Source organism: Streptosporangium nanhuense (assembly GCF_059358815.1).
Genome location: NZ_JCADBG010000004.1, coordinates 435690 through 454204, shown reverse-complemented (window position 1 = coordinate 454204; position 18515 = coordinate 435690). Strand labels below are relative to the sequence as shown.

The 18515-nt window shown below is 71.5% G+C and carries 15 protein-coding genes and 1 pseudogene; 13 read left to right on the top strand and 3 right to left on the bottom strand.

Annotated features, from left to right (window positions below):
• The 4 genes and pseudogenes from AC5L38_RS11785 to AC5L38_RS11770 all read left to right on the top strand — a co-directional run.
• A pseudogene (locus AC5L38_RS11785) lies at positions 1–99 on the top strand (succinate--CoA ligase subunit alpha); the annotation flags it as partial.
• A 670-nt stretch (positions 100–769) separates the two neighbouring features.
• Complete coding sequence (locus AC5L38_RS11780; protein WP_495242783.1) at positions 770–2314, top strand: cell division protein PerM; 1545 nt, start codon at positions 770–772, stop codon at positions 2312–2314.
• A gap of 433 nt (positions 2315–2747) precedes the next feature.
• Entirely contained in the window at positions 2748–3266 is a 519-nt protein-coding gene (locus AC5L38_RS11775; RefSeq protein WP_495242782.1) for a SigE family RNA polymerase sigma factor, read from the top strand.
• Complete coding sequence (locus tag AC5L38_RS11770) at positions 3253–4668, top strand: hypothetical protein (RefSeq protein WP_495242781.1); 1416 nt, start codon at positions 3253–3255, stop codon at positions 4666–4668. The genes AC5L38_RS11775 and AC5L38_RS11770 overlap by 14 nt, the downstream gene beginning before the upstream one ends.
• A gap of 251 nt (positions 4669–4919) precedes the next feature.
• Here the strand turns inward: AC5L38_RS11770 and AC5L38_RS11765 are convergent, their stop codons facing one another.
• Positions 4920–5330 carry a hypothetical protein gene (locus AC5L38_RS11765; protein WP_495242780.1) on the bottom strand — a complete coding sequence of 137 codons (411 nt, stop codon included), beginning with the start codon at positions 5328–5330 and terminating at the stop codon, positions 4920–4922.
• A gap of 79 nt (positions 5331–5409) precedes the next feature.
• Here AC5L38_RS11765 and purN point away from each other — a divergent pair, with 79 nt between their 5' ends.
• From purN to AC5L38_RS11745, 4 genes are all read left to right on the top strand, one after another.
• Positions 5410–6030 (top strand): phosphoribosylglycinamide formyltransferase, encoded by a 621-nt coding sequence (gene purN, locus AC5L38_RS11760; protein ID WP_495242779.1) that lies wholly within the window; start codon positions 5410–5412, stop codon positions 6028–6030.
• A gap of 46 nt (positions 6031–6076) precedes the next feature.
• Positions 6077–7621 (top strand): bifunctional phosphoribosylaminoimidazolecarboxamide formyltransferase/IMP cyclohydrolase, encoded by a 1545-nt coding sequence (purH, locus tag AC5L38_RS11755; protein WP_495242778.1) that lies wholly within the window; start codon positions 6077–6079, stop codon positions 7619–7621.
• A 162-nt stretch (positions 7622–7783) separates the two neighbouring features.
• Positions 7784–7966 carry a hypothetical protein gene (locus AC5L38_RS11750; protein ID WP_362678706.1) on the top strand — a complete coding sequence of 61 codons (183 nt, stop codon included), beginning with the start codon at positions 7784–7786 and terminating at the stop codon, positions 7964–7966.
• 79 nt (positions 7967–8045) lie between these two features.
• The gene (locus AC5L38_RS11745; protein WP_495242777.1) at positions 8046–8906 is read left to right on the top strand and encodes a bifunctional methylenetetrahydrofolate dehydrogenase/methenyltetrahydrofolate cyclohydrolase; all 861 of its coding nucleotides are present in this window, start codon (positions 8046–8048) and stop codon (positions 8904–8906) included.
• A 192-nt stretch (positions 8907–9098) separates the two neighbouring features.
• Here AC5L38_RS11745 and AC5L38_RS11740 read toward each other — a convergent pair whose 3' ends face one another.
• Positions 9099–9755, bottom strand: a complete 657-nt coding sequence (locus tag AC5L38_RS11740) for an FHA domain-containing protein (RefSeq protein ID WP_344749230.1) — start codon at positions 9753–9755, stop codon at positions 9099–9101.
• Positions 9756–9936: 181 nt separating this feature from the next.
• On the opposite strand from AC5L38_RS11740, the gene AC5L38_RS11735 reads away from it, so the two are divergent.
• The 3 genes from AC5L38_RS11735 (at position 9937) to AC5L38_RS11725 (ending at position 12710) form a co-directional block, all read left to right on the top strand.
• Positions 9937–11058 (top strand): citrate/2-methylcitrate synthase, encoded by a 1122-nt coding sequence (locus tag AC5L38_RS11735; protein ID WP_495242776.1) that lies wholly within the window; start codon positions 9937–9939, stop codon positions 11056–11058.
• 34 nt (positions 11059–11092) lie between these two features.
• Positions 11093–11380: a DUF3017 domain-containing protein gene (locus AC5L38_RS11730; RefSeq protein WP_495242775.1), complete on the top strand. Its 288-nt coding sequence runs from the start codon at positions 11093–11095 to the stop codon at positions 11378–11380.
• A gap of 115 nt (positions 11381–11495) precedes the next feature.
• Positions 11496–12710, top strand: coding sequence for an NADP-dependent isocitrate dehydrogenase (locus AC5L38_RS11725; RefSeq protein WP_495242774.1), 1215 nt, complete (start codon positions 11496–11498; stop codon positions 12708–12710).
• Between the two features lie 251 nt (positions 12711–12961).
• Here the strand turns inward: AC5L38_RS11725 and AC5L38_RS11720 are convergent, their stop codons facing one another.
• A complete protein-coding gene (locus AC5L38_RS11720; protein WP_495242773.1) occupies positions 12962–14539 on the bottom strand; it encodes a TolB-like translocation protein in 1578 nt (525 codons plus the stop codon).
• Positions 14540–14784: 245 nt separating this feature from the next.
• Here AC5L38_RS11720 and AC5L38_RS11715 point away from each other — a divergent pair, with 245 nt between their 5' ends.
• Both AC5L38_RS11715 and AC5L38_RS11710 read left to right on the top strand, forming a co-directional pair.
• Entirely contained in the window at positions 14785–17262 is a 2478-nt protein-coding gene (locus tag AC5L38_RS11715; protein WP_495242772.1) for a bifunctional serine/threonine-protein kinase/glutamate ABC transporter substrate-binding protein, read from the top strand.
• A gap of 167 nt (positions 17263–17429) precedes the next feature.
• Positions 17430–18407, top strand: a complete 978-nt coding sequence (locus tag AC5L38_RS11710) for a malate dehydrogenase (protein WP_495242771.1) — start codon at positions 17430–17432, stop codon at positions 18405–18407.
• Positions 18408–18515: the final 108 nt, after the last annotated feature.

Below are 18515 nucleotides of genomic sequence, written 5' to 3'. Positions count from 1 at the left end.
CAGGCCAAGAAGGACGCCCTGGAGAAGGTCGGCGTCCGCGTCGGCCGGACCCCGAGCGAGACCGCCCGCCTGATGCGCGAGGTCGTCCAGTCGCTCTAGCGCACGCTCCCGGGGCCACGGCCCCGATGGGCGAACGCGGCGGCGCGTCACCCCGGAGCCCGGCTCCGGGGTGAGCCGAACGCGTGGTGGCGCCGCGATCCGGTGGCGGGCTCGACACCGGATCTCGCGCCGCCCCACCGCGTCGAGAACCACCGCGCTGAGGACCACCGCGTCGAGAACCACCGCGCTGAGGACCACCAGGGGCGCCCGGCACTTCGCCGGGCGCCCCTCGCCGTTCGATCCCGCCACGCGATTTCCCGCGCGGCCTCGCCGTGCGACTCCGCGACGCGGTCGCGCTGGGCGATCTGCGGTACACCCCCGCCAAGCGGTCCCGCCGCGCGGTCTCGGTACGCGCGCCGGTACGCGGCTCCGAGGGGCCCCGCACACCACCGCACGGGCTCGTCGATCACCGTACGTCCCTCTTCAGGAGAGCTCCACGAGAGGGGACAGGCGGGCGTCGCCCGAATACCACAGGGGGCTCGTGTCACGCGGTGCGCGACACGCGGGCGCGGGAGTCCCTTCCGCGCCGAAGATCCTGAGACCATCGACTACTGTGACGGCCCTTTTCGATCAGCTACGGACGGCTCCCCGTAACGTCCTCAGCCGTATCCCCCTGCCCGGCCTCACGGGTGACGACGACGACGTCCGCCGGCCGCTTCCCGTCTCCGGGATGCTCGCAGCCGCGTGGACCCTCGGCGTGGGGCTGGCGGTGCTCACCACGCTCACCCTGATCGGCTGGATCGCCGCTCCCCGCGGCGCGCTCGGCGCGGGCCTGCCCGCGGTGTTCCGCACCGCGTCGCAGCTCTGGCTGGCCGCGCACCACGCGGGCTTCGCGATACCCGGCGGCTCGGTCGGCCTGCTCCCGCTGGGGTTGACGATCCTGCCCGCCTTCCTGCTGTACCGCGCCGGGATGTGGATGGCCCGCGACGCGGACCTGCGGCTCCGGCTGCCCGCCCGGCTGCCCAAGAACACCCCGAAGGAGGTGTCCAACGCCCGCCGCAGGGCGCAGCTGGTCCTGATCGCGCAGGCGGGCATCTCCCTGGCGGCGCCGTACGCGCTGCTGGCCGGGCTGATCGCGCTGGTCACCAGGAATGAGATCACCCAGCCCTTCCTCGGCGACGTGCTGGTCAGCCATCTGGTGCTGGCCTTCATCGCGGGCTCCGTGGCCGTGGCCAGGACGATCGGGCCCTGGCGGTCGATGCTGCGCCTGCTGCCCGAGCGGCTGCGCTCGGTCGTGGCCGGGACGTCCGCCGCGCTGGCGATCATGCTCGCGGCGGGTGCCGTCATGGTGCTCGGGGCCGTCGTGGTCAACTTCGGGCAGGTCCAGGAGCTGTCGGGCATCCTGGCGCCGGGGTTCGTCGGCGGGATGCTGCTCCTGCTGGTCCAGGGTCTCTACCTGCTCAACGCCGTCATCTGGGGCCTGGCCTACATCGCGGGCCCCGGTTTCGCGGTCGGCACCGGCACGCTGGTCGCGCCGACGGGCGTGCAGCTGGGCGCGGTGCCGAGCCTGCCGATCCTGGGCGCGCTGCCCGAGGCGGGCCCGACCCCGGCCTGGGTGATGGTCGTGATCGCGGTGCCGTTCGTGGCCGGGGCCGTGGCGGGCGTCCTGGTCGTCCGGATCTCGCCCTCCCCCTCGTACGAGGGGGCGCCGCTGTGGGGGTTCGTCTGCGGGCTGGCGACCGGGGCGGTGGCGGGCCTGCTCGCCGCGCTCTCCGGCGGCTCGATCGGCGGCGCGCGGCTGTCCGCGCTGGGCCCGGCGGGGTGGGAGGTGATGCTCTCGGTGACCCTGGAGGTGGGCGTCGCGGCGGGGATCGCCGCCGGGCTCGCCAACTGGTGGCTGATCTTCCGCGGACACAACACGGCCGTCACCAAGGCGGCGGCCAAGGTCGGCACGGCCACCGCGCCGGTGCGCAAGGCGGGCGTCAAGATCGCCAAGGCGGCGGCCTCGGCGGCGGGGAAGGTCGGCTTTGCCGAGTCGGAGGAGCTGCAGAAGCTCCCCGGCTACTGGCTGGACGCCACGGAGTGCGACACCCAGCCGATCCCGGTCATCAGGGACGACTGGGAGGACGAGCACGCCTCGGCCGCGGCGGAGAGCGCGCAGAAGGCCCGCCACCCCGACCCGCCGCGCCCGCCCCGGCGCGACATCGTCGACGAGACCGACGACAAGGGCGGCCATGTCATCTACGTCGACCCCTACGCCTGGGACCGCGACTGAGGGCCCGGCACTCACGTCGCCTCCCCGCCGGGAACGTCTTCCGCCCCGCGACCCCGAGGGGGAACCCGTCACCCGTGCCGGTCTCCCTCGCGGGGCCGCGACCGCCTGAGGCCGCGACCGCCTCGACTCATGGCCGCCTGAGCCCACGGGCGCCCGGGGCCGCGACCGCCCGGTCCCACGGCCGCCTGAGCCCGCGGGCGCCCGGGGCCGCGACGGCCTGATCCCACAGCTACCTGGACCAATGGTCGCCCGGGGCCGCAACGGCTCGGTCCCACGGCCGCCTGGATTCATGGCCGCCCGGGTTCACGGCTGTCTTGACCTGTGGCCGCCCGGGTTCATGGCCGAGAATCCAGTTGCCGGAAATCCGGTCATGGCTGGAAACCCTTTGCGTGGGGTCGGGCGTATGGACGGTTATGAGACCTAAGAGGGCCGCGTGAGCGGTCACGAGGGGTTCACCGAGTTCGTCGCGGCGCGGGGAGCGAGCCTGTTCAGGATCGCCCACCTCACCTGCGGATCCCGGGACGAGGCCGAGGACGTCCTGCAGGGCGCGCTGGAGAAGGCCTACCGCAGCTGGGGGCGCCTGCACGCGGGCAGTGACCCCGAGCCCTACGTGCGCCGCATCATCGTCAACACCGCCATCAGCCGCGCCCGCCGTCGCGCGATCCTGCGGATCCTCCTGACCGACTCGCCCCCGGAGACCCCGGCGCCCGACTCCCTGAGCGGTGTCGAGCTGCGCCAGATCCTGATCGCCGGTCTGCGGATCCTGCCGCCCCACCAGCGCGCCGTACTGGTCCTGCGCTTCTTCGAGGACCTGACCGAAGCCCAGACCGCCGAGGTGCTCCGCTGTTCGATCGGAGCGGTCAAGAGCCAGGCGTCGAAGGGACTGGCCCGTCTGCGCGCCCTGATAGGCGCCGACCTGAACGAGGAGGCGTTTCCCCATGCCGAACGTTGAAGACGAACTCCGTCTGGCCATGGTCGAGGAGACCTCCGCGCTCGGCGTCCCGCCCGGCCTCGCCCACAGGGTCGTACAGGGCGCGAAACGGGAGAGGAGGGCTCGTACGACGGCCGTGGCCCTGGTGACCGCGGCCGTGCTGGCGGCGGCCGTACCCGGTTACCTGGCCGTGACGGACCGCGGCGGCGTGGCCTCCACCACCCAGGCGGTGGACGTGGACGGCGTCAGGGTCGGTTACCTGCCCCCGGGTCTCGGTGCCCCCGTACTGGAGAGAGCCGACGCCGGAGGTCTGCGCGGCACCGGCGCGACCTGGGGTTCGGGGGACGACCTCGTCCGCGTCACGGTCTACAGGGACCCGGCCTTCGGGGGAGCCGAGCGCGTGCTCGGCGGGATCAGGGGCGCGCCCGAGACACTGTCGGGAGTTCTCGTCGCGAAGGTGCGCGGACGCGGGGCGTTCACCCGGGCCGAGGGGGACGACCTGGTCTGGGAGGAGCGGCCTGGCCTGGTGCTGCGCGTCACGGTGGGCGCCCTGCGCCGGGACGCCCTGCGGAGGATCGCCGGTGGTCTCGTCCCCAGGGATCCGACCGGCGGAGTCTTCCAGGGACTGCGCGTCACCTACATTCCCCCCGGCCTGCACTTGGCGGACCTCTCCTCCGTGGTCGACCCGACCGGGTGGGCCGAGATCCGGTTGAGCGGGGACGACGGCGCCTCGGTCCGGATCCTGGCGGTGCGCGGGCTGAGCGCCGCGGACCCGGAGACGTTGCTCACCTGGGCCCGGGTCCGTCAGAACCTGTACACCGCCACCCCGGAGAAGGTCCGGGGCAAACCCGGGTACCGGGCGGACGGGGGCGGCAGAGGCGCCTCGTACTCACGGCTACGCCTGTGGCTGGAGAAGCCCGGTCTCGGATACGTCGTGGAGGTGAACGAGGGCCTCGCGACCACACTGGACAGGATTGTGAAGGGCCTCGTCCCCGCCGAGCCGCCGCCCGCCTCCGGCAAGGCTTCCAGCCCGGCCAACGCGGTCGACCACGTCGCCGTCGCCTACCTGCCCCCCGGCCTGCGACGGGTCGCCGGGGAGACGACGCGGCTCGGCAAGGGCTGGAGCGCGAAGGCCGGACGCTGGTCGGACGGCTCGCGCGACGTCGAGGTCACCGTGGTACGCGGCGCGGTCCTGCACAGCAGCCAGTGGGTGGACGAGATCCTGCGCGGGGAGAAGCGGGAGCCCGGACGCACGGGAACGCCGCTCATGGGCATACGGACCACCGATCCGGACGGTCGCCGGGGGATCTTCTTCGAGACCCCGGAGGTCGCCGTCCATGTCAAGGTCGATCCCGCCCTGGCCGGCGAACTGGACAGGATCGCCGCGAAGATCCGCGTCCCGCCCCCGTCCTACAGGCCGTAGCTCCCGCGGGCCGCGGTTCTCACAAGACCGCACCCCCTACGAGGCCGTGGGTCTCACAGGCCACAAGCCTCACGGGCTGTAGACCTCACGGGCACCGATCAGGACCGATCGAGGAGGCAGGACCTGCCCGCACTCCTCCGGGAGTGCGGGCCGTGCCCGTCCGCCGGCAATCGCGCACAGGCCGTGCACAAGCCGCTCGGGGGCCACTCAGAGGCCGCTCGGAGATCGCTCAGAGATGGCTCAGAGATCGCTCAGGGCGGGAAGGGGAACTGCACCTGGCCCGGCTGGAGGAAGGGCATCTTCTTCTCCATGGCCCGTTCGAGCTGCTCCACGCACTCGTTCTGCGACGCGATGGTGCCCGCGCCCCTGCCGCACTCGGTGTAGGCGGCCAGCTCGTCACCGAAGTAGAACTGCAGCGCCGTCACCGCGATCGAGATCAGCAACGCCCCGGCCGACAGCACGACGCCCACCACGGCGGTGCCGGCCGGCTTGGGGATGGACCGGAGTGTCCTGATCGCACGGATCGAGGTGATGAGGGCGAAGATCGCCATGACGATTCCCGCGAGGGGGAGCACCAGCGTCATCACCACCGCGGCGACTGCGAGCCACAGCGCCCTCCGACCGGCGCTCTCAGCTGGCCGGACCTCGACCGGTAGTGTCACCTGACCTCCTTGCGTTGTTCGTGCGGACAGGCCGATACCCTTGCAGCGGCGTGAGTCCCCGTCCGAATGGAGTGCGTCGGTGTCATCCCAGGCCGTTCGGCTTGTGGTTCTCGTGTCCGGTTCTGGAACCAACCTACAGGCCCTGCTGGACGCCGTGGCAGACGAAACCTACGGTGCCCGGATCGTGGCCGTGGGTGCCGATCGCGCGGATATCGAGGGTCTGGCCCGCGCCGAGCGCGCGGGGGTGCCGACCTTCGTGGAGAGGCTGGCCGACCACCCCACCCGCGAGGAGTGGGACGAGAGACTCGCCGCCCGCATCGCCGAGCACCGGCCGGATCTCGTGGTCTGCGCGGGGTTCATGAAGATCCTCGGCGCGCCGACGCTGGAGGCCTTCCCGGTCCTCAACACCCACCCCGCCCTGCTGCCCTCCTTCCCCGGCGCGCACGGCGTCCGCGACGCGCTCTCGTACGGCGTGCGCGTCACCGGCTGCACCGTGATGCTTGCTGACGCGGGCGTCGACACCGGGCCGATCATCGCCCAGGAGGCCGTGCCCGTACTGGACGGCGACGACGAGGCGGCCCTGCACGAGCGCATCAAGACCGTCGAGCGTCACCTGCTCGTCGACACCGTCGGCCGGATGGCCCGCGAGGGCTGGACCGTCACCGGCAGGACTGTCCGATTCGGACGCCCCGGCGGATGAGCCGGGCACCCCGGAGAAAACCGGAACCAACCAGGAGGAGCACGAAGTGACCCGCATCGCCATCCGGCGCGCGTTGATCGCGGTGTATGACAAGAGCGGGCTGGAGGAGCTGGCCCGCGGGCTCGACGCCGCGGGCGTGGAGATCGTCTCGACCGGTGGCACCGCCGCGAGGATCGCCTCCTTCGGCGTCCCCGTCACTCCTGTCGAGTCGCTGACCGGCTTCCCCGAGTGCCTCGACGGCCGGGTCAAGACGTTGCACCCGCGCGTGCACGCCGGGCTGCTGGCCGACAGCGGCAACCCGTCCCACGTCAAGCAGCTCGAAGAGCTGGAGATCGAGGCGTTCGAGCTGGTGGTGGTCAACCTCTACCCGTTCCAGGAGACGGTGGCCTCCGGTGCCTCCGACGCCGAGTGCGTGGAGCAGATCGACATCGGCGGTCCCGCCATGATCCGGGCCGGGGCCAAGAACCACGGCACCGCCGCGGTCGTGGTCGACCCCGCCTCCTACGGCGACGTGCTCGCCGCGGTCGCCGCGGGCGGGTTCACCCTCGCCGAGCGCCGCCGCCTGGCCGCCGCCGCGTACGCCCACACCGCCTCGTACGACACCGCGGTGGCGTCCTGGTTCGCGAGCGTCTACGCCGCCGAGGACGGCGCGTGGCCGCGCTACATGGGCGCGGCCTGGGAGCTGCGGTCGCCGCTGCGTTACGGCGAGAACCCGCACCAGGGCGCCGCCCTGTACTCGGGGCAGAAGGACGGCCTGGCCAACGCCGAGCAGCTGCACGGCAAGGAGATGTCCTACAACAACTACCTCGACGCCGACGCCGCCTGGCGGGCCGCCTGGGACTTCGACGGCCCCGCCGTGGCGATCATCAAGCACCAGAACCCGTGCGGCATCGCGGTCGGCGCCGACGTCGCCGAGGCGCACCGCAAGGCGCACGCCTGCGACCCCGTCTCGGCGTACGGCGGGGTGATCGCGGTCAACGCGGAGGTGACCGGGGAGCTGGCCCGGCAGATCGCCGAGGTGTTCACCGAGGTCGTGGTGGCCCCCTCCTTCACGGAGGAGGCGCTGGAGGTGCTCACCGCCAAGAAGAACATCAGGCTGCTGTCCTGCCTGGGCGGGCCGTCCAACCCGGCGGAGTTCCGCCGGATCGACGGCGGCCTGCTGGTGCAGACCGCCGACCGGGTCGACGCCCCGGGCGACGACCCGTCCACCTGGGAGCTGAAGGCCGGGCCCGCCGCCTCCGCCGAGGTCCTCGCCGATCTCGCCTTCGCCTGGAAGGCGTGCCGCTCGGTGAAGTCCAACGCGATCCTGCTCGCCTCCGACGGCGCGAGCGTGGGCGTCGGCATGGGACAGGTCAACCGGGTCGACTCGGCGCGGCTCGCGGTCTCCAGGGCGGGCGAGCGCGCCTCGGGGGCCGTGGCGGCCTCCGACGCGTTCTTCCCCTTCGCCGACGGCCCGCAGATCCTCATCGACGCGGGAGTGCGGGCGATCGTGGAGCCGGGCGGTTCGATCAGGGACGAGGAGGTCGTCGCGGCGGCCGAGGCGGCCGGGGTGACCCTCTACTTCACCGGCACCCGTCACTTCTTCCACTGATCTTCACTCACTCGTTCCCCTGCGTGCGGCCGCCGTACGGCTGTGGCGGCCGCACACGGGAGATAAGAAAGTGGCGGATTAGACAGGACCAGCTGGGTGAAAAAGGTTTGACCTGCGGTTAGTCTGAAGCATCCCCTTTCGTCCCAGCCGTGGAGCTCCCCTATGCCCCTGCTCGACCACGCCCTGTACGCCTTCGTGATCATGCACGGTTTCTGGATCAGCCCGTGGATGATGATCATCATCGCGCTCGGCGCGGCCTACCTCAGCGGGCGGGCCATGGAGTGGATCCCGTTCACCCGCAGGATCATCGAGCGGAGGGAAGCGAGGGAGGCGGAGCGCGGCTGACCCCGGCCGGCCCCGGTGGGCCTCGGTAGGCCCCTCGCCCGTACGAGTCCCGCGCCGGTCCCGTGAGAGGGTTGTCCGCATGAGCGCGCGGATTCTCGACGGCAAGGCCACGGCGGCGAAGATCAAGGCAGACCTCACGGTGCGGGTGGCCGCGCTGAGGGAGCGGGGCGTCGTCCCCGGGCTCGGCACGGTCCTGGTGGGCGGTGATCCCGGCAGCCAGATCTACGTGGCGGGCAAGCACCGCGACTGCGCGGAGGTGGGCATCTCCTCCATCCGCAGGGACCTGCCGGAGGATGCCACCCAGGCCGACGTCGAGGCGGTCGTCGACGAGCTCGACGCCTCCGCCGAGTGCACCGGCTACATCGTCCAGCTCCCGCTGCCCCGTCATCTCGACACGCAGGCGCTGATCGAGCGGATGGACCCGGCGAAGGACGCCGACGGCCTCCACCCGGTCAACCTGGGCCGCCTGGTCCACATGGTCGACGCGCCGCTGCCCTGCACGCCGTACGGCATCGTCACGCTCCTGCAGGCGTACGGGGTGCCGATCAAGGGGGCCGAGGTCGTCGTGGTCGGCCGGGGCATCACCGTGGGCCGCTCGCTCGGCCTGCTGCTGACCCGCCGCTCGGAGAACGCCACCGTCACCCTCTGCCACACCGGCACCCAGGACCTCGCGGCCCACACCCGGCGCGCCGACATCGTCGTCGCCGCGGCGGGGGTGCCGCACCTGATCACCGCGGACATGGTGAAGCCGGGCGCCGCCGTGCTCGACGTCGGCGTCTCCCGGGTCGACGGGAAGATCGCCGGCGATGTCGCCCCCGGCGTCGAGGACGTCGCGGGCTTCCTCACCCCCAACCCCGGCGGCGTGGGCCCGATGACCAGGGCCATGCTGCTCACCAACGTGGTCGAGGCCGCCGAGAGGCTCGCCCGCGAGCGTGGCTGAGACCGCGCCCGCTGAGACCGCGCCGACTGAGACCGCGCCCGCTGAGACCCGGCGGCCGGTTCTGCCGGTTTGGCCAATTCAGCCGAAAAGACGACCGGACCAAGGGCCGGACCCGCGCCCGCGGCGGCTTGCTACGAGGCCCCGTTGTTCACGAGGCCCCGCGCTCCTTCACGACCGACGTCCCGCTGTTCCTCACGAGGCCCTGCGGTTCGCGGTGGTGGACGACGCCGTCTGCGGTTCCGGGGAACCGGCCGCGCGCTGCGGCGGCACCACGGGGGTGGGCCTGACCAGCCCCAGGGCGACGACCTCGTTCGCCAGCCGGGTGCGCCGGTTGGTCCCCTCGGGGATGCGGAACTTCTGGTAGAGGCGCAGGAGGTGCTGCTTGACAGCCGCCTCCGTCACCACCAGATCGTCGGCGATCTCCCTGGCCGTGGCCGGTGCGACGAACGCCTCGTCCGACAGCGCCGGACGGCACAGCGACGTCAGGACATCAACCTCCCGCCTGGTCAGCTCCGGTGCCGCGGCGCGGCGGAGCTCGACCTCCGGGGCGAAGTCCTCGCGTGGCACTCCGCCGATCCTGCCTCGTGCCGCGCCGAAGGACACCACGTCACCGTCGTCAAGCACCCTCCGGGCGATCGGCCGGCCGTTGACCCGAGTGCCGTTGCGGGACAGGCCCAGGTCAACGACGTACAGGTAGGGTCCGCGCCGGACGAATTCCGCGTGCAGCCGGGAAACACTCGGATCGGTGAGCCGGATGTCCACTCCCCGGCCACGTCCGATCGTCGTGATCTCGGGGCGCAACGGGACCACCTCGCCTGTGTCCTCGATGCGTATGAACGGCCCCTCCACGGCAGTTCCTCCCCAGGTAGCCCGCCGTAACTATTCCTACAGCTTCGGCTTACCCAAACGAGGTGATGGGGAATCGCCTTTGCCAGAAGGAGAATCCTGCGTGAAATTGGTCTGTACCTCTCGGGAGGGTTTCCGCTGCTCACAGGTAGACTTCGGGCACAGATAAGCGGAGGAAACACTCATGGCGGACAAGCCCACCAAAGGTCTCGCCGATGTCGTAGCCGCGTCCACAGCGCTCAGTGACATCGACGGTCAGGCCGGTCGCCTCTTCTATCGTGGCTACGACATCCACGATCTGGCCGGTCGCACCACCTTCGAAGAGACCGCCCACCTGCTCCAGTACGGCACCCTCCCCACGCGGGAACAACTGTCGGCGTACGGTGAGGAACTGGTCCGGGGGCGCACGCTCGGCACGCTCGCCGAGGCCAACATCCCGGAGATCGCGGAGAAGCAGGCCCCCATGGAGGCGCTGCGCACGCTGGTCTCGCTGGCCGGGGGCGACGATCCCGACAAGGACACCAACGACCCCGAGGCGAACCTGCGCAAGGCCGCCAGGCTGACCGCGCAGCAGCCGATCCTCGTCGCCCGCTACCACGCGGCCAGGAGGGGGACCACCGTCCCCGACCCGGACCCCGAGCTGAGCGTCGCGGCGAACTTCCTCCTCCAGATCACCGGCCGCCCTCCCGGCGAGCGCGAGGTCGAGATCTTCGACGCCTGCCTGGTCCTGCACGCCGACCACACGATGAACGCCTCCACGTTCGCCGCCCGCGTCTGCGCCGCGACCCTGTCCGACATGCACTCGGCGGTCGTGGCGGCCATCGGCACCCTCAAGGGCCCGCTGCACGGCGGTGCCAACGAGCAGGTCATGCTCACCCTGGAGTCGCTCGACGCGGGTTCGGTGGCCCAGGCCGTGCGGGACAAGCTCGCCGCCGGAGAGAAGATCATGGGCTTCGGGCACCGCGTCTACAAGACCGAGGACCCGCGTGCCACGCACCTGCGCAAGATGTCGCAGGAGCTCGGCGAGGCGTCCGGCGACGACACGTACTACAGGATGTCCAAGGAGATGGAGGAGGTCGTCTTCGAGACGAAGGGCCTCTACCCGAACGTCGACTTCTACGCGGCGACCGTCTACCACTATCTCGGCATCCCGACGGATCTGTTTACCCCCGTCTTCTCCGTCAGCCGCATGTCAGGATGGACCGCACACGTCATCGAGCAGCACGCCGACAACCGGCTGATCCGCCCTGACAGCGAGTACATCGGCGAGCGGGACCAGAAGTGGAAGCCGATTTCCGATCGATGAGCCGGAGTCAGGGGCGAGAGCGGGTGGTGGGTCGGTGAACGCGCGAGCGGCAGAGGCGAGCAGGGAACGGTGGGGGGCCTACCCCCTGGTGATGGGCGGGGCGCTCGCCGCGCTGACCCTATCCGTGCTGCTGGGCCTGCCCTACTGGGGCGGGATCGCCATGGGTGCCGTCATGATGCTGGGGGCGCTCTTCCGGCTGGCCTCGGGAGGGCGTCTCGCCGTCCGCCGCAAGGCCACGGACGTCGTCACGCTCGGAGGCCTCGGCCTCGCCCTGGCGGTGGCCGGGTTCATCCTCGAGTTCAAGGACCTCGTGCCGATGTGACAGGTCGGACGAACGGGTGCGTCGCGAGGCGATCGGCCCCGTCCGATAGCCTCACGGCCAGTGAGCCTCAAAAAGGACTGTCTGGCCAATTTAGTTCAGAAGGGGAACCACACGCATGCCCAAGATCAAGGTAGAGGGCCCCGTCGTCGAGCTTGACGGCGACGAGATGACCCGGATCATCTGGCAGTTCATCAAGGACCAGCTGATCCTTCCCTACCTCGACGTCGACCTGAAGTACTACGACCTCGGGATCGAGCACCGTGACGCCACCGACGACCAGGTGACGATCGACGCCGCGAACGCGATCAAGCAGTACGGCGTCGGCGTCAAGTGCGCCACGATCACCCCTGACGAGGCCCGGGTCGAGGAGTTCGGCCTCAAGAAGATGTGGAAGTCCCCGAACGGGACCATCCGCAACATCCTCGGCGGCGTCATCTTCCGCGAGCCGATCATCATGTCCAACGTGCCGAGGCTCGTCCCCGGCTGGACCAAGCCGATCATCATCGGCCGTCACGCGTTCGGCGACCAGTACCGCGCCACCGACCTGAAGGTCCCCGGCGAGGGCAGCCTGACCCTCACCTACACCCCCAAGGACGGCTCGGAGCCGATCGAGCTCGACGTCTACGACTTCCCCGGCCCCGGCGTCGCGATGGCGATGTACAACCTGGACGAGTCGATCCGCGACTTCGCCCGCTCCTCCATGCGGTACGGCCTGTCGCGCGGCTACCCGGTCTACCTCTCCACGAAGAACACGATCATGAAGGTCTACGACGGCCGCTTCAAGGACATCTTCGCCGAGGTCTTCGAGACCGAGTTCAAGGCCGAGTTCGACGCCGCCGGGATCACCTACGAGCACCGCCTCATCGACGACATGGTCGCCGCGGCGCTCAAGTGGGAGGGCGGATACGTCTGGGCCGCCAAGAACTACGACGGCGACGTCCAGTCCGACACCGTCGCGCAGGGCTTCGGCTCGCTCGGCCTGATGACCTCGGTCCTGCTCACCCCCGACGGTCAGACCGTCGAGGCCGAGGCCGCCCACGGCACGGTGACCCGTCACTACCGTGAGCACCAGAAGGGCAACCCCACCTCCACGAACCCGATCGCCTCGATCTTCGCGTGGACCCGGGGCCTGCAGCACCGCGGCAAGCTCGACAACAACCCCGCGCTGATCGACTTCGCGGAGAAGCTGGAGCAGGTCTGCGTCGAGACCGTCGAGGGCGGCCAGATGACCAAGGACCTCGCCCTGCTGGTCGGCGGCGACGCCAAGTGGCTGACCACCCAGGACTTCCTGGCGGCGCTGGACGAGAACCTGAAGAAGAAGGTGGGCTGACGACCGGAGCCTGACCGGCGTCCGACGGCACCGGGCCCGGCACGGGCCGGCCGCCACCCGGCGGTCGGCCGGCTTCGTCGCCCACGGAGAGTCAGCGCACACGGAGAAGGGCCGCCCCACGGCGGTCCTTCTCCCGTTTCCGGCCTCCGCCGCCCGTTCTCCGCGCCGGAGGCCGGCTTTCCCGCCCCCTTACGGCCCCGCCCCCTTACGGCCCCCGGCGCCCTCCCGCACTCACGGCGCCGGGCGGCCGGTCACGGCGCCGTCACCGCCCCCAGGACGAGCGGGGCGCTCGCCGGGAGGCCGGGCACGCGGTGCGAACTGCCGGTGACGGCGTCCACCCGGTAGAAGCCGAGGAGGCCGCCCCCGGCCCTGGCGTTCAGCCGCACGACCACCTCGCGGTTGTTCAGCCAGCTCACGACCTCGGCCGTGGCGGGCCGCCTCGTCTCGGGGAGCGGGAGCCGCTTGAAGACCCGTCGTGACGCGGCGTCGATGACGTGGAGGCTGTGGGGCTCCTCGCCCTTCCCGGCGACGATCGCGGCGGAGTGTCTCCCGCCGGGGGAGTCGGCCCAGGTCCCGTACCTCTCCTGGAGCCAGGTGGCGATCCGCTGCGCCGGAGGCGTCTGTCCTGCGGGTACAGACGTCAGGGCGCCGGTCGCGAAGTCGGTCCGCAGCCGCCGCTCGCCGAGGGTGACGGTGAAGTGGCGGCCGCTGGGGGAGACGCTCACCCGGGTGCCGTTCTCGGTGTCGGAGGCGACCAGGACCGGTGACAGGTAGCGCTTCACGCCGCTGCCGAGATCGTGGGCCACGTAACGTCGCTCCGCCGCGCTCAGGTAGGCGACGCGGCGCCCGTCGGGACTGATGGCGGGGGCGAGCCGCGAGCCCTTCTCCTCGTCGCCGTGCGCGAGGCGCTGGACGGCGTCGGGGACGCGCAGCGTCGCCTCGCAGGGTTCCGGGCCCTCGCACCCGGCGAGGCCGGGAGCGGGGCTCTCGGGGCCGCCGGAGGCCATCGTCAGCGTCCAGCCCGCGCAGGTGACGTCCCCGGTGCGCGCGGGAGGTGTCCCGACGGGGGCGTCGGGACACGGCCCGGGGGCCGCGTAGCGGATCACCGAGGAGGTTCGCGGGGCCTGCCACGGTGCCGGGACGGCGCCGGTCTCCCCGCCGGGCCCCGAGCCGTCCGGCTCCGGGCTGGAGACCGCTCGTACGGGCTCCTGCGCCTGTGCCGCGTGCGGCCGGCCGCGCTCGCCCAGCGCCGAGTTCCACACCTCGTCCTGCTGGACCACGACGAAGGCGGCGATCAGGCCGACCGGCACGAGCGCCGCCGCCACGGCGAGGAGGGCGCCCCTGGCGCGACGCCGCCTGAGCGTGCGCATGGACCGGACGGTGAGGTCGGGGACGGAGGCCTCGCCCGCGGCGTTGGCCATCCTGGTGATCAGGCGGCTCTCGCTGCCCTTGGTGAGGGTGTCGACCGCCTCGGCGATCTCCGCTTTCACGGTCTCCTCAGAGAGCCCGAGAAGGGAGGCCATCTCCGCGCGGGACCTGCCGTCGTGCAGGCAGGCGACCACGAGGAGCCGCGGGCGGGGCGCGATCCGCACCAGGGCCGTCGGCCCGGCGGCGCTCGGCCGCTGGAGGAAGCGGCGGTAGAGCGCGATCTGGGCGTGCGTGGTGGGGTTCTCCCACAGCGGCGGCGGCCAGGAGAGGGCGACGGTGTGGAAGGAACGCAGGGTGAGGCGGATGGCCTGCTCGTGGCTGCCGGTGAGGAGAAGGGCGGTGCCGACGAGGGAACGCTGATCGCGCTGCACGAACTCGCGATAACCGATGTATCGGCGCATGGAAGTTTTTGCTCCGGCTTGCCTGAGGGACGTACAACGGTAGCGATCTAAGCGGCTGGAGCGCCAGGTTGGGGTGAATGTCGAAGATTGGGGGGTAACGCTGCCTGTCGCTTTTTATCGTGACACGGACGGAAGCCGGGTCGTTGTCGTGGGAAATGTGAGGTCACGTCGGGATAACGAGGGGAGAGGGCGGGTCATGGCGCCGTAAAGTTTGCCACGTCGAAGATTACGAGACCGTGGGGACGATGATGCCGGAGATCGCGCCACTGGAAGCGGGAGAGCCGCGCCAGCTCGGGCCGTTCCGTGTCGTCGGACGGGTCGGCGAGGGCGGCCAGGGCATCGTCTACCTGGGGATCAACGCCGCCGGGGAGCGGGCGGCGATCAAGTTGCTGCACGTGAAGTTCTCCGGCGACGCCATCGCCAGATCCCGGTTCGCCAGGGAGGCGAGGGCCGCCCAGCGCGTCGCCTCGTTCTGCACGGCGAGCGTGATGGACGCCGACCTCGAAGGCGACACCCCTTACATCGCGAGCGAGTACATCGAGGGCAGGTCGCTGCGCGAGATCGTGGAGACCGACGGCCCCCTCAAGGGCGCCCCGCTGCAGCGGCTGGCGATCGGCACGGCCACCGCGCTCACCGCGATCCACCACGCCTCGATCGTGCACCGCGACTTCAAGCCGGACAACGTGCTCATCGCCGCCGACGGCCCGAGGGTCGTCGACTTCGGCATCGCCCGCATCCTCGACTCCACCGGCACGATCACCAGCCGGGCCATCGGCACACCCGCGTACATGGCGCCGGAGCAGATCTCCGGCGCCGACGTCGGCCCGCACACCGACGTCTTCGCCTGGGGGGCGACCATCGCGTTCGCCGCGACCGGCGAGACGATCTTCGCCGGGAGCTCGATCGCCGTGGTGCTCAACCGCATCCTCAACCACGAGGTCGACCTCGGCACGCTGCCGGAGCCGTTGCGCGGCGTGGTCGGCTCGGCGCTGGCCAAGTCGCCCGCCACGCGGCCCTCGGCCGACCAGCTCCTGCTCCGGCTGCTCGGCCACCCCGAGACGGTGAACGCCTCACCCGCGATCCTCACCCAGGGCGCCAAGGTCGCCGTCCCCGAAGCGTCCCGTTCCGATGAGCCCCGATCCGATGAGCGGGGTCAGGAACGGCGGCACGCGGACGACGGCGACCAGGAGCTCGACAGCGACGCCACCAGCCCCATGCGCACCCCGAAGCCCCGGACGGGCGGTGTCTCGGGCGAACAACCCCTCCCGTCGACGGGATTCCGGGCCCGGCATCCCGTCCACGACCAGCACCCCCACCCCGGGCACGGCGATCAGGCCAGCCAGGGCGGTCAGGGCGGCCAGGGCATCCAGGCCGGTCAGGTCAGTCAGGGTTTTCATCAGGGACCGGGTGGCCAGGCCGGGCCGGGTCAGGGTGAGCGCCGCGCGCCCGCCGCCCACGGCGGGCCGTCGTACACCCCCGCTCCCGCTCCCGTGGAGCACCCGTCGGAGCACCCGTCCTTCCCCGGCCACCGCTTCCCGGACCACCACTCTCCCGAGTCGCGCCCCTCGGAGCGTCACTCCCCGGGACAGCGCCCACCGGACCCGCGCTCTCCCGACCACTTCTCCCAGGACCACTTCTCCCAGGACCGCTTCCCTCAGGAACCCTTCTCGACGGATCGCCGCTCGCCGGCGTATCGCGGCCGTCCGTCGTCCCCGGACTACTGGGACCACCCCCCGTCCTCCGGGCACGGCGGCGGCACGGGATACGTGGAGCAGGGGGGCGAGGTGCCGCCGCCCAGCTGGCAGGCGTCCTCGACCCTCGTCGGGGTCCCGGAGACGCCGCGGCGCCCGCGCCGGGGGCGCTGGATAGCCGCCGCCGTGGCCGTGCTGCTGCTGGTCGCCGGCGGGGTCGCCGCCGTCCGCTGGTGGCCCGGGGCGTCCCCGGGGGGCGAGCCGGAGAAACCCGGTCCCAGCGCGTTCACCTCCGTGGTGGACAAGGCCGCCGGAACGGGCGAACTCGTCGTCGGCGTCCGCGACTCCCTGCCCGGCATCGCGCTGAACAACCAGGGGAAGTGGAGCGGCTTCGAGATCGACCTGGCACTCGCGATCGCCAAGGCGATGGGAGTGCCGCAGAGCGGTGTCACCTTCCGGAGCACCGGCCGCCCCGAACGGCCGAAACTGCTGGCGGACGGCGACGTCGACCTGGTCCTGTCGACGTACTCGATCAACGACACCGACGACGTCACCTTCGCCGGGCCGTACTACCTCGCCCACGTCGACGTCCTCGTCAAGGACGGCTCGCCGATCGTGGACCTGAGGGGCCTGGAGGGCAGGCGGATGTGCCAGCCGGCCTCCAGCGCGGCCGTGGCCGTCCTGCAGGGCGAGGTCGAGCGGCTCACGCTGGTGCCCGCCCAGACCTACACCGACTGCGTCAACATGCTGCAGGCCGGGCAGGTCGACGCGATCCCCGGTGACGACCTGCTGCTGGCCGGTTTCGCCAACCGGGAGAGCATCAGTTACAAGCTGCTCGGCCTGAAGCTCACCGACGAGCGCTACGCGGTGGCGCTCAAGAGGGGCGACGCGCGCACCTGCGAGGCCGTCAAGGGGGCGATCGCCGACCTCTACCGGAACGGCACGGTCCGCACGCTGCTCGACAAGCACTTCTCCAGGGTCGAGTTCCCGGGGCGGGAGAACGACGCCCCCACCATGGCCGCCTGCACCTGACCGGGCCCCCCGCCGGGGCCGCGCCGCGCCGTCGGCGGGGTGCCCGTCGCGTTCGCCGCGCAGGTCGCGCCGCCCGGCGCGCGGATCGGGGCACTCGCCGGACGGCCGTCCACCGTGGACGGGTAGCATCCGAGCGTCACAATTCATCCTTCGAGTAGGGGAAGGTCATGGCCCAGACTCCCGTAAAGGTCACCGTCACCGGCGCCGCCGGTCAGATCGGCTACGCGCTGCTCTTCCGCATCGCCTCGGGCCAGTTGCTGGGCGCCGACGTCCCGGTCAAGCTGAGCCTCCTGGAGATCCCGCAGGCCGTGAAGGCCGCCGAGGGCACCGCGATGGAGCTCGACGACTGCGCGTTCCCGCTGCTGAGCGGCATCGAGATCACCGACGACCCGAACGTGGCGTTCAACGGCGCCAACGTCGCGCTGCTGGTAGGTGCCCGTCCCCGTAGCAAGGGCATGGAGCGCGGCGACCTCCTCCAGGCCAACGGCGGCATCTTCGGCCCGCAGGGCAAGGCGATCAACGACAACGCGGCCGACGACATCCGCGTGCTGGCGGTCGGCAACCCGGCCAACACCAACGCGCTCATCGCCCAGCAGCACGCCCCGGACGTCCCGGCCGAGCGCTTCACCGCGATGACCCGCCTCGACCACAACCGCGCGCTGTCCCAGCTCGCCGCGAAGCTCGGGGTCCCGGTCACCGAGATCAAGAAGATGACCATCTGGGGCAACCACTCCGCCACCCAGTACCCCGACCTCTTCCACGCCGAGGTCGGTGGCAAGATCGCCGCCGAGCTGGTCGACGAGGCCTGGCTGCGCGACACCTTCATCCCCACCGTCGCCAAGCGCGGCGCCGCGATCATCGAGGCCCGGGGCGCGTCCTCGGCCGCCTCCGCGGCCAACGCCGCGATCGACCACGTCTTCGACTGGGTCAACGGCACCGCCTGGACCTCGGCCGCGATCCCCTCCGACGGTTCGTACGGCGTGCCGGAGGGGCTCATCTCGTCCTTCCCGGTCACCTCGCGCGACGGCAGGTGGGAGATCATCCAGGGACTGGAGATCGACGCCTTCTCCCGCGAGCGCATCGACGCCACGGTGCGCGAGCTGGAGGAGGAGCGTTCCGCGGTGCGCGAGCTCGGCCTGATCTGATCGGTCCGATCCGATCCGTCACGCGAAAGGGGCCCCGGCGCGCCGGGGCCCCTTTCGCGTTCCCCTGCCTTTCGCGGTCCCTGCCCTTCGCGATCCCGCTCCTCCCGT

Excerpts from the sequence above, each read along its gene's own strand:
- AC5L38_RS11780 (WP_495242783.1), top strand. The coding sequence starts at position 770 with ATGCTCGCAGCCGCGTGGACCCTCGGCGTGGGGCTGGCGGTGCTCACC.
- AC5L38_RS11770 (WP_495242781.1), top strand. The coding sequence starts at position 3,253 with ATGCCGAACGTTGAAGACGAACTCCGTCTGGCCATGGTCGAGGAGACC.
- AC5L38_RS11750 (WP_362678706.1), top strand. The coding sequence starts at position 7,784 with ATGCCCCTGCTCGACCACGCCCTGTACGCCTTCGTGATCATGCACGGT.
- AC5L38_RS11745 (WP_495242777.1), top strand. The coding sequence starts at position 8,046 with ATGAGCGCGCGGATTCTCGACGGCAAGGCCACGGCGGCGAAGATCAAG.
- AC5L38_RS11735 (WP_495242776.1), top strand. The coding sequence starts at position 9,937 with ATGGCGGACAAGCCCACCAAAGGTCTCGCCGATGTCGTAGCCGCGTCC.
- AC5L38_RS11725 (WP_495242774.1), top strand. The coding sequence starts at position 11,496 with ATGCCCAAGATCAAGGTAGAGGGCCCCGTCGTCGAGCTTGACGGCGAC.
- AC5L38_RS11720 (WP_495242773.1), bottom strand. The coding sequence starts at position 14,539 with ATGCGCCGATACATCGGTTATCGCGAGTTCGTGCAGCGCGATCAGCGT.
- AC5L38_RS11715 (WP_495242772.1), top strand. The coding sequence starts at position 14,785 with ATGATGCCGGAGATCGCGCCACTGGAAGCGGGAGAGCCGCGCCAGCTC.
- AC5L38_RS11710 (WP_495242771.1), top strand. The coding sequence starts at position 17,430 with ATGGCCCAGACTCCCGTAAAGGTCACCGTCACCGGCGCCGCCGGTCAG.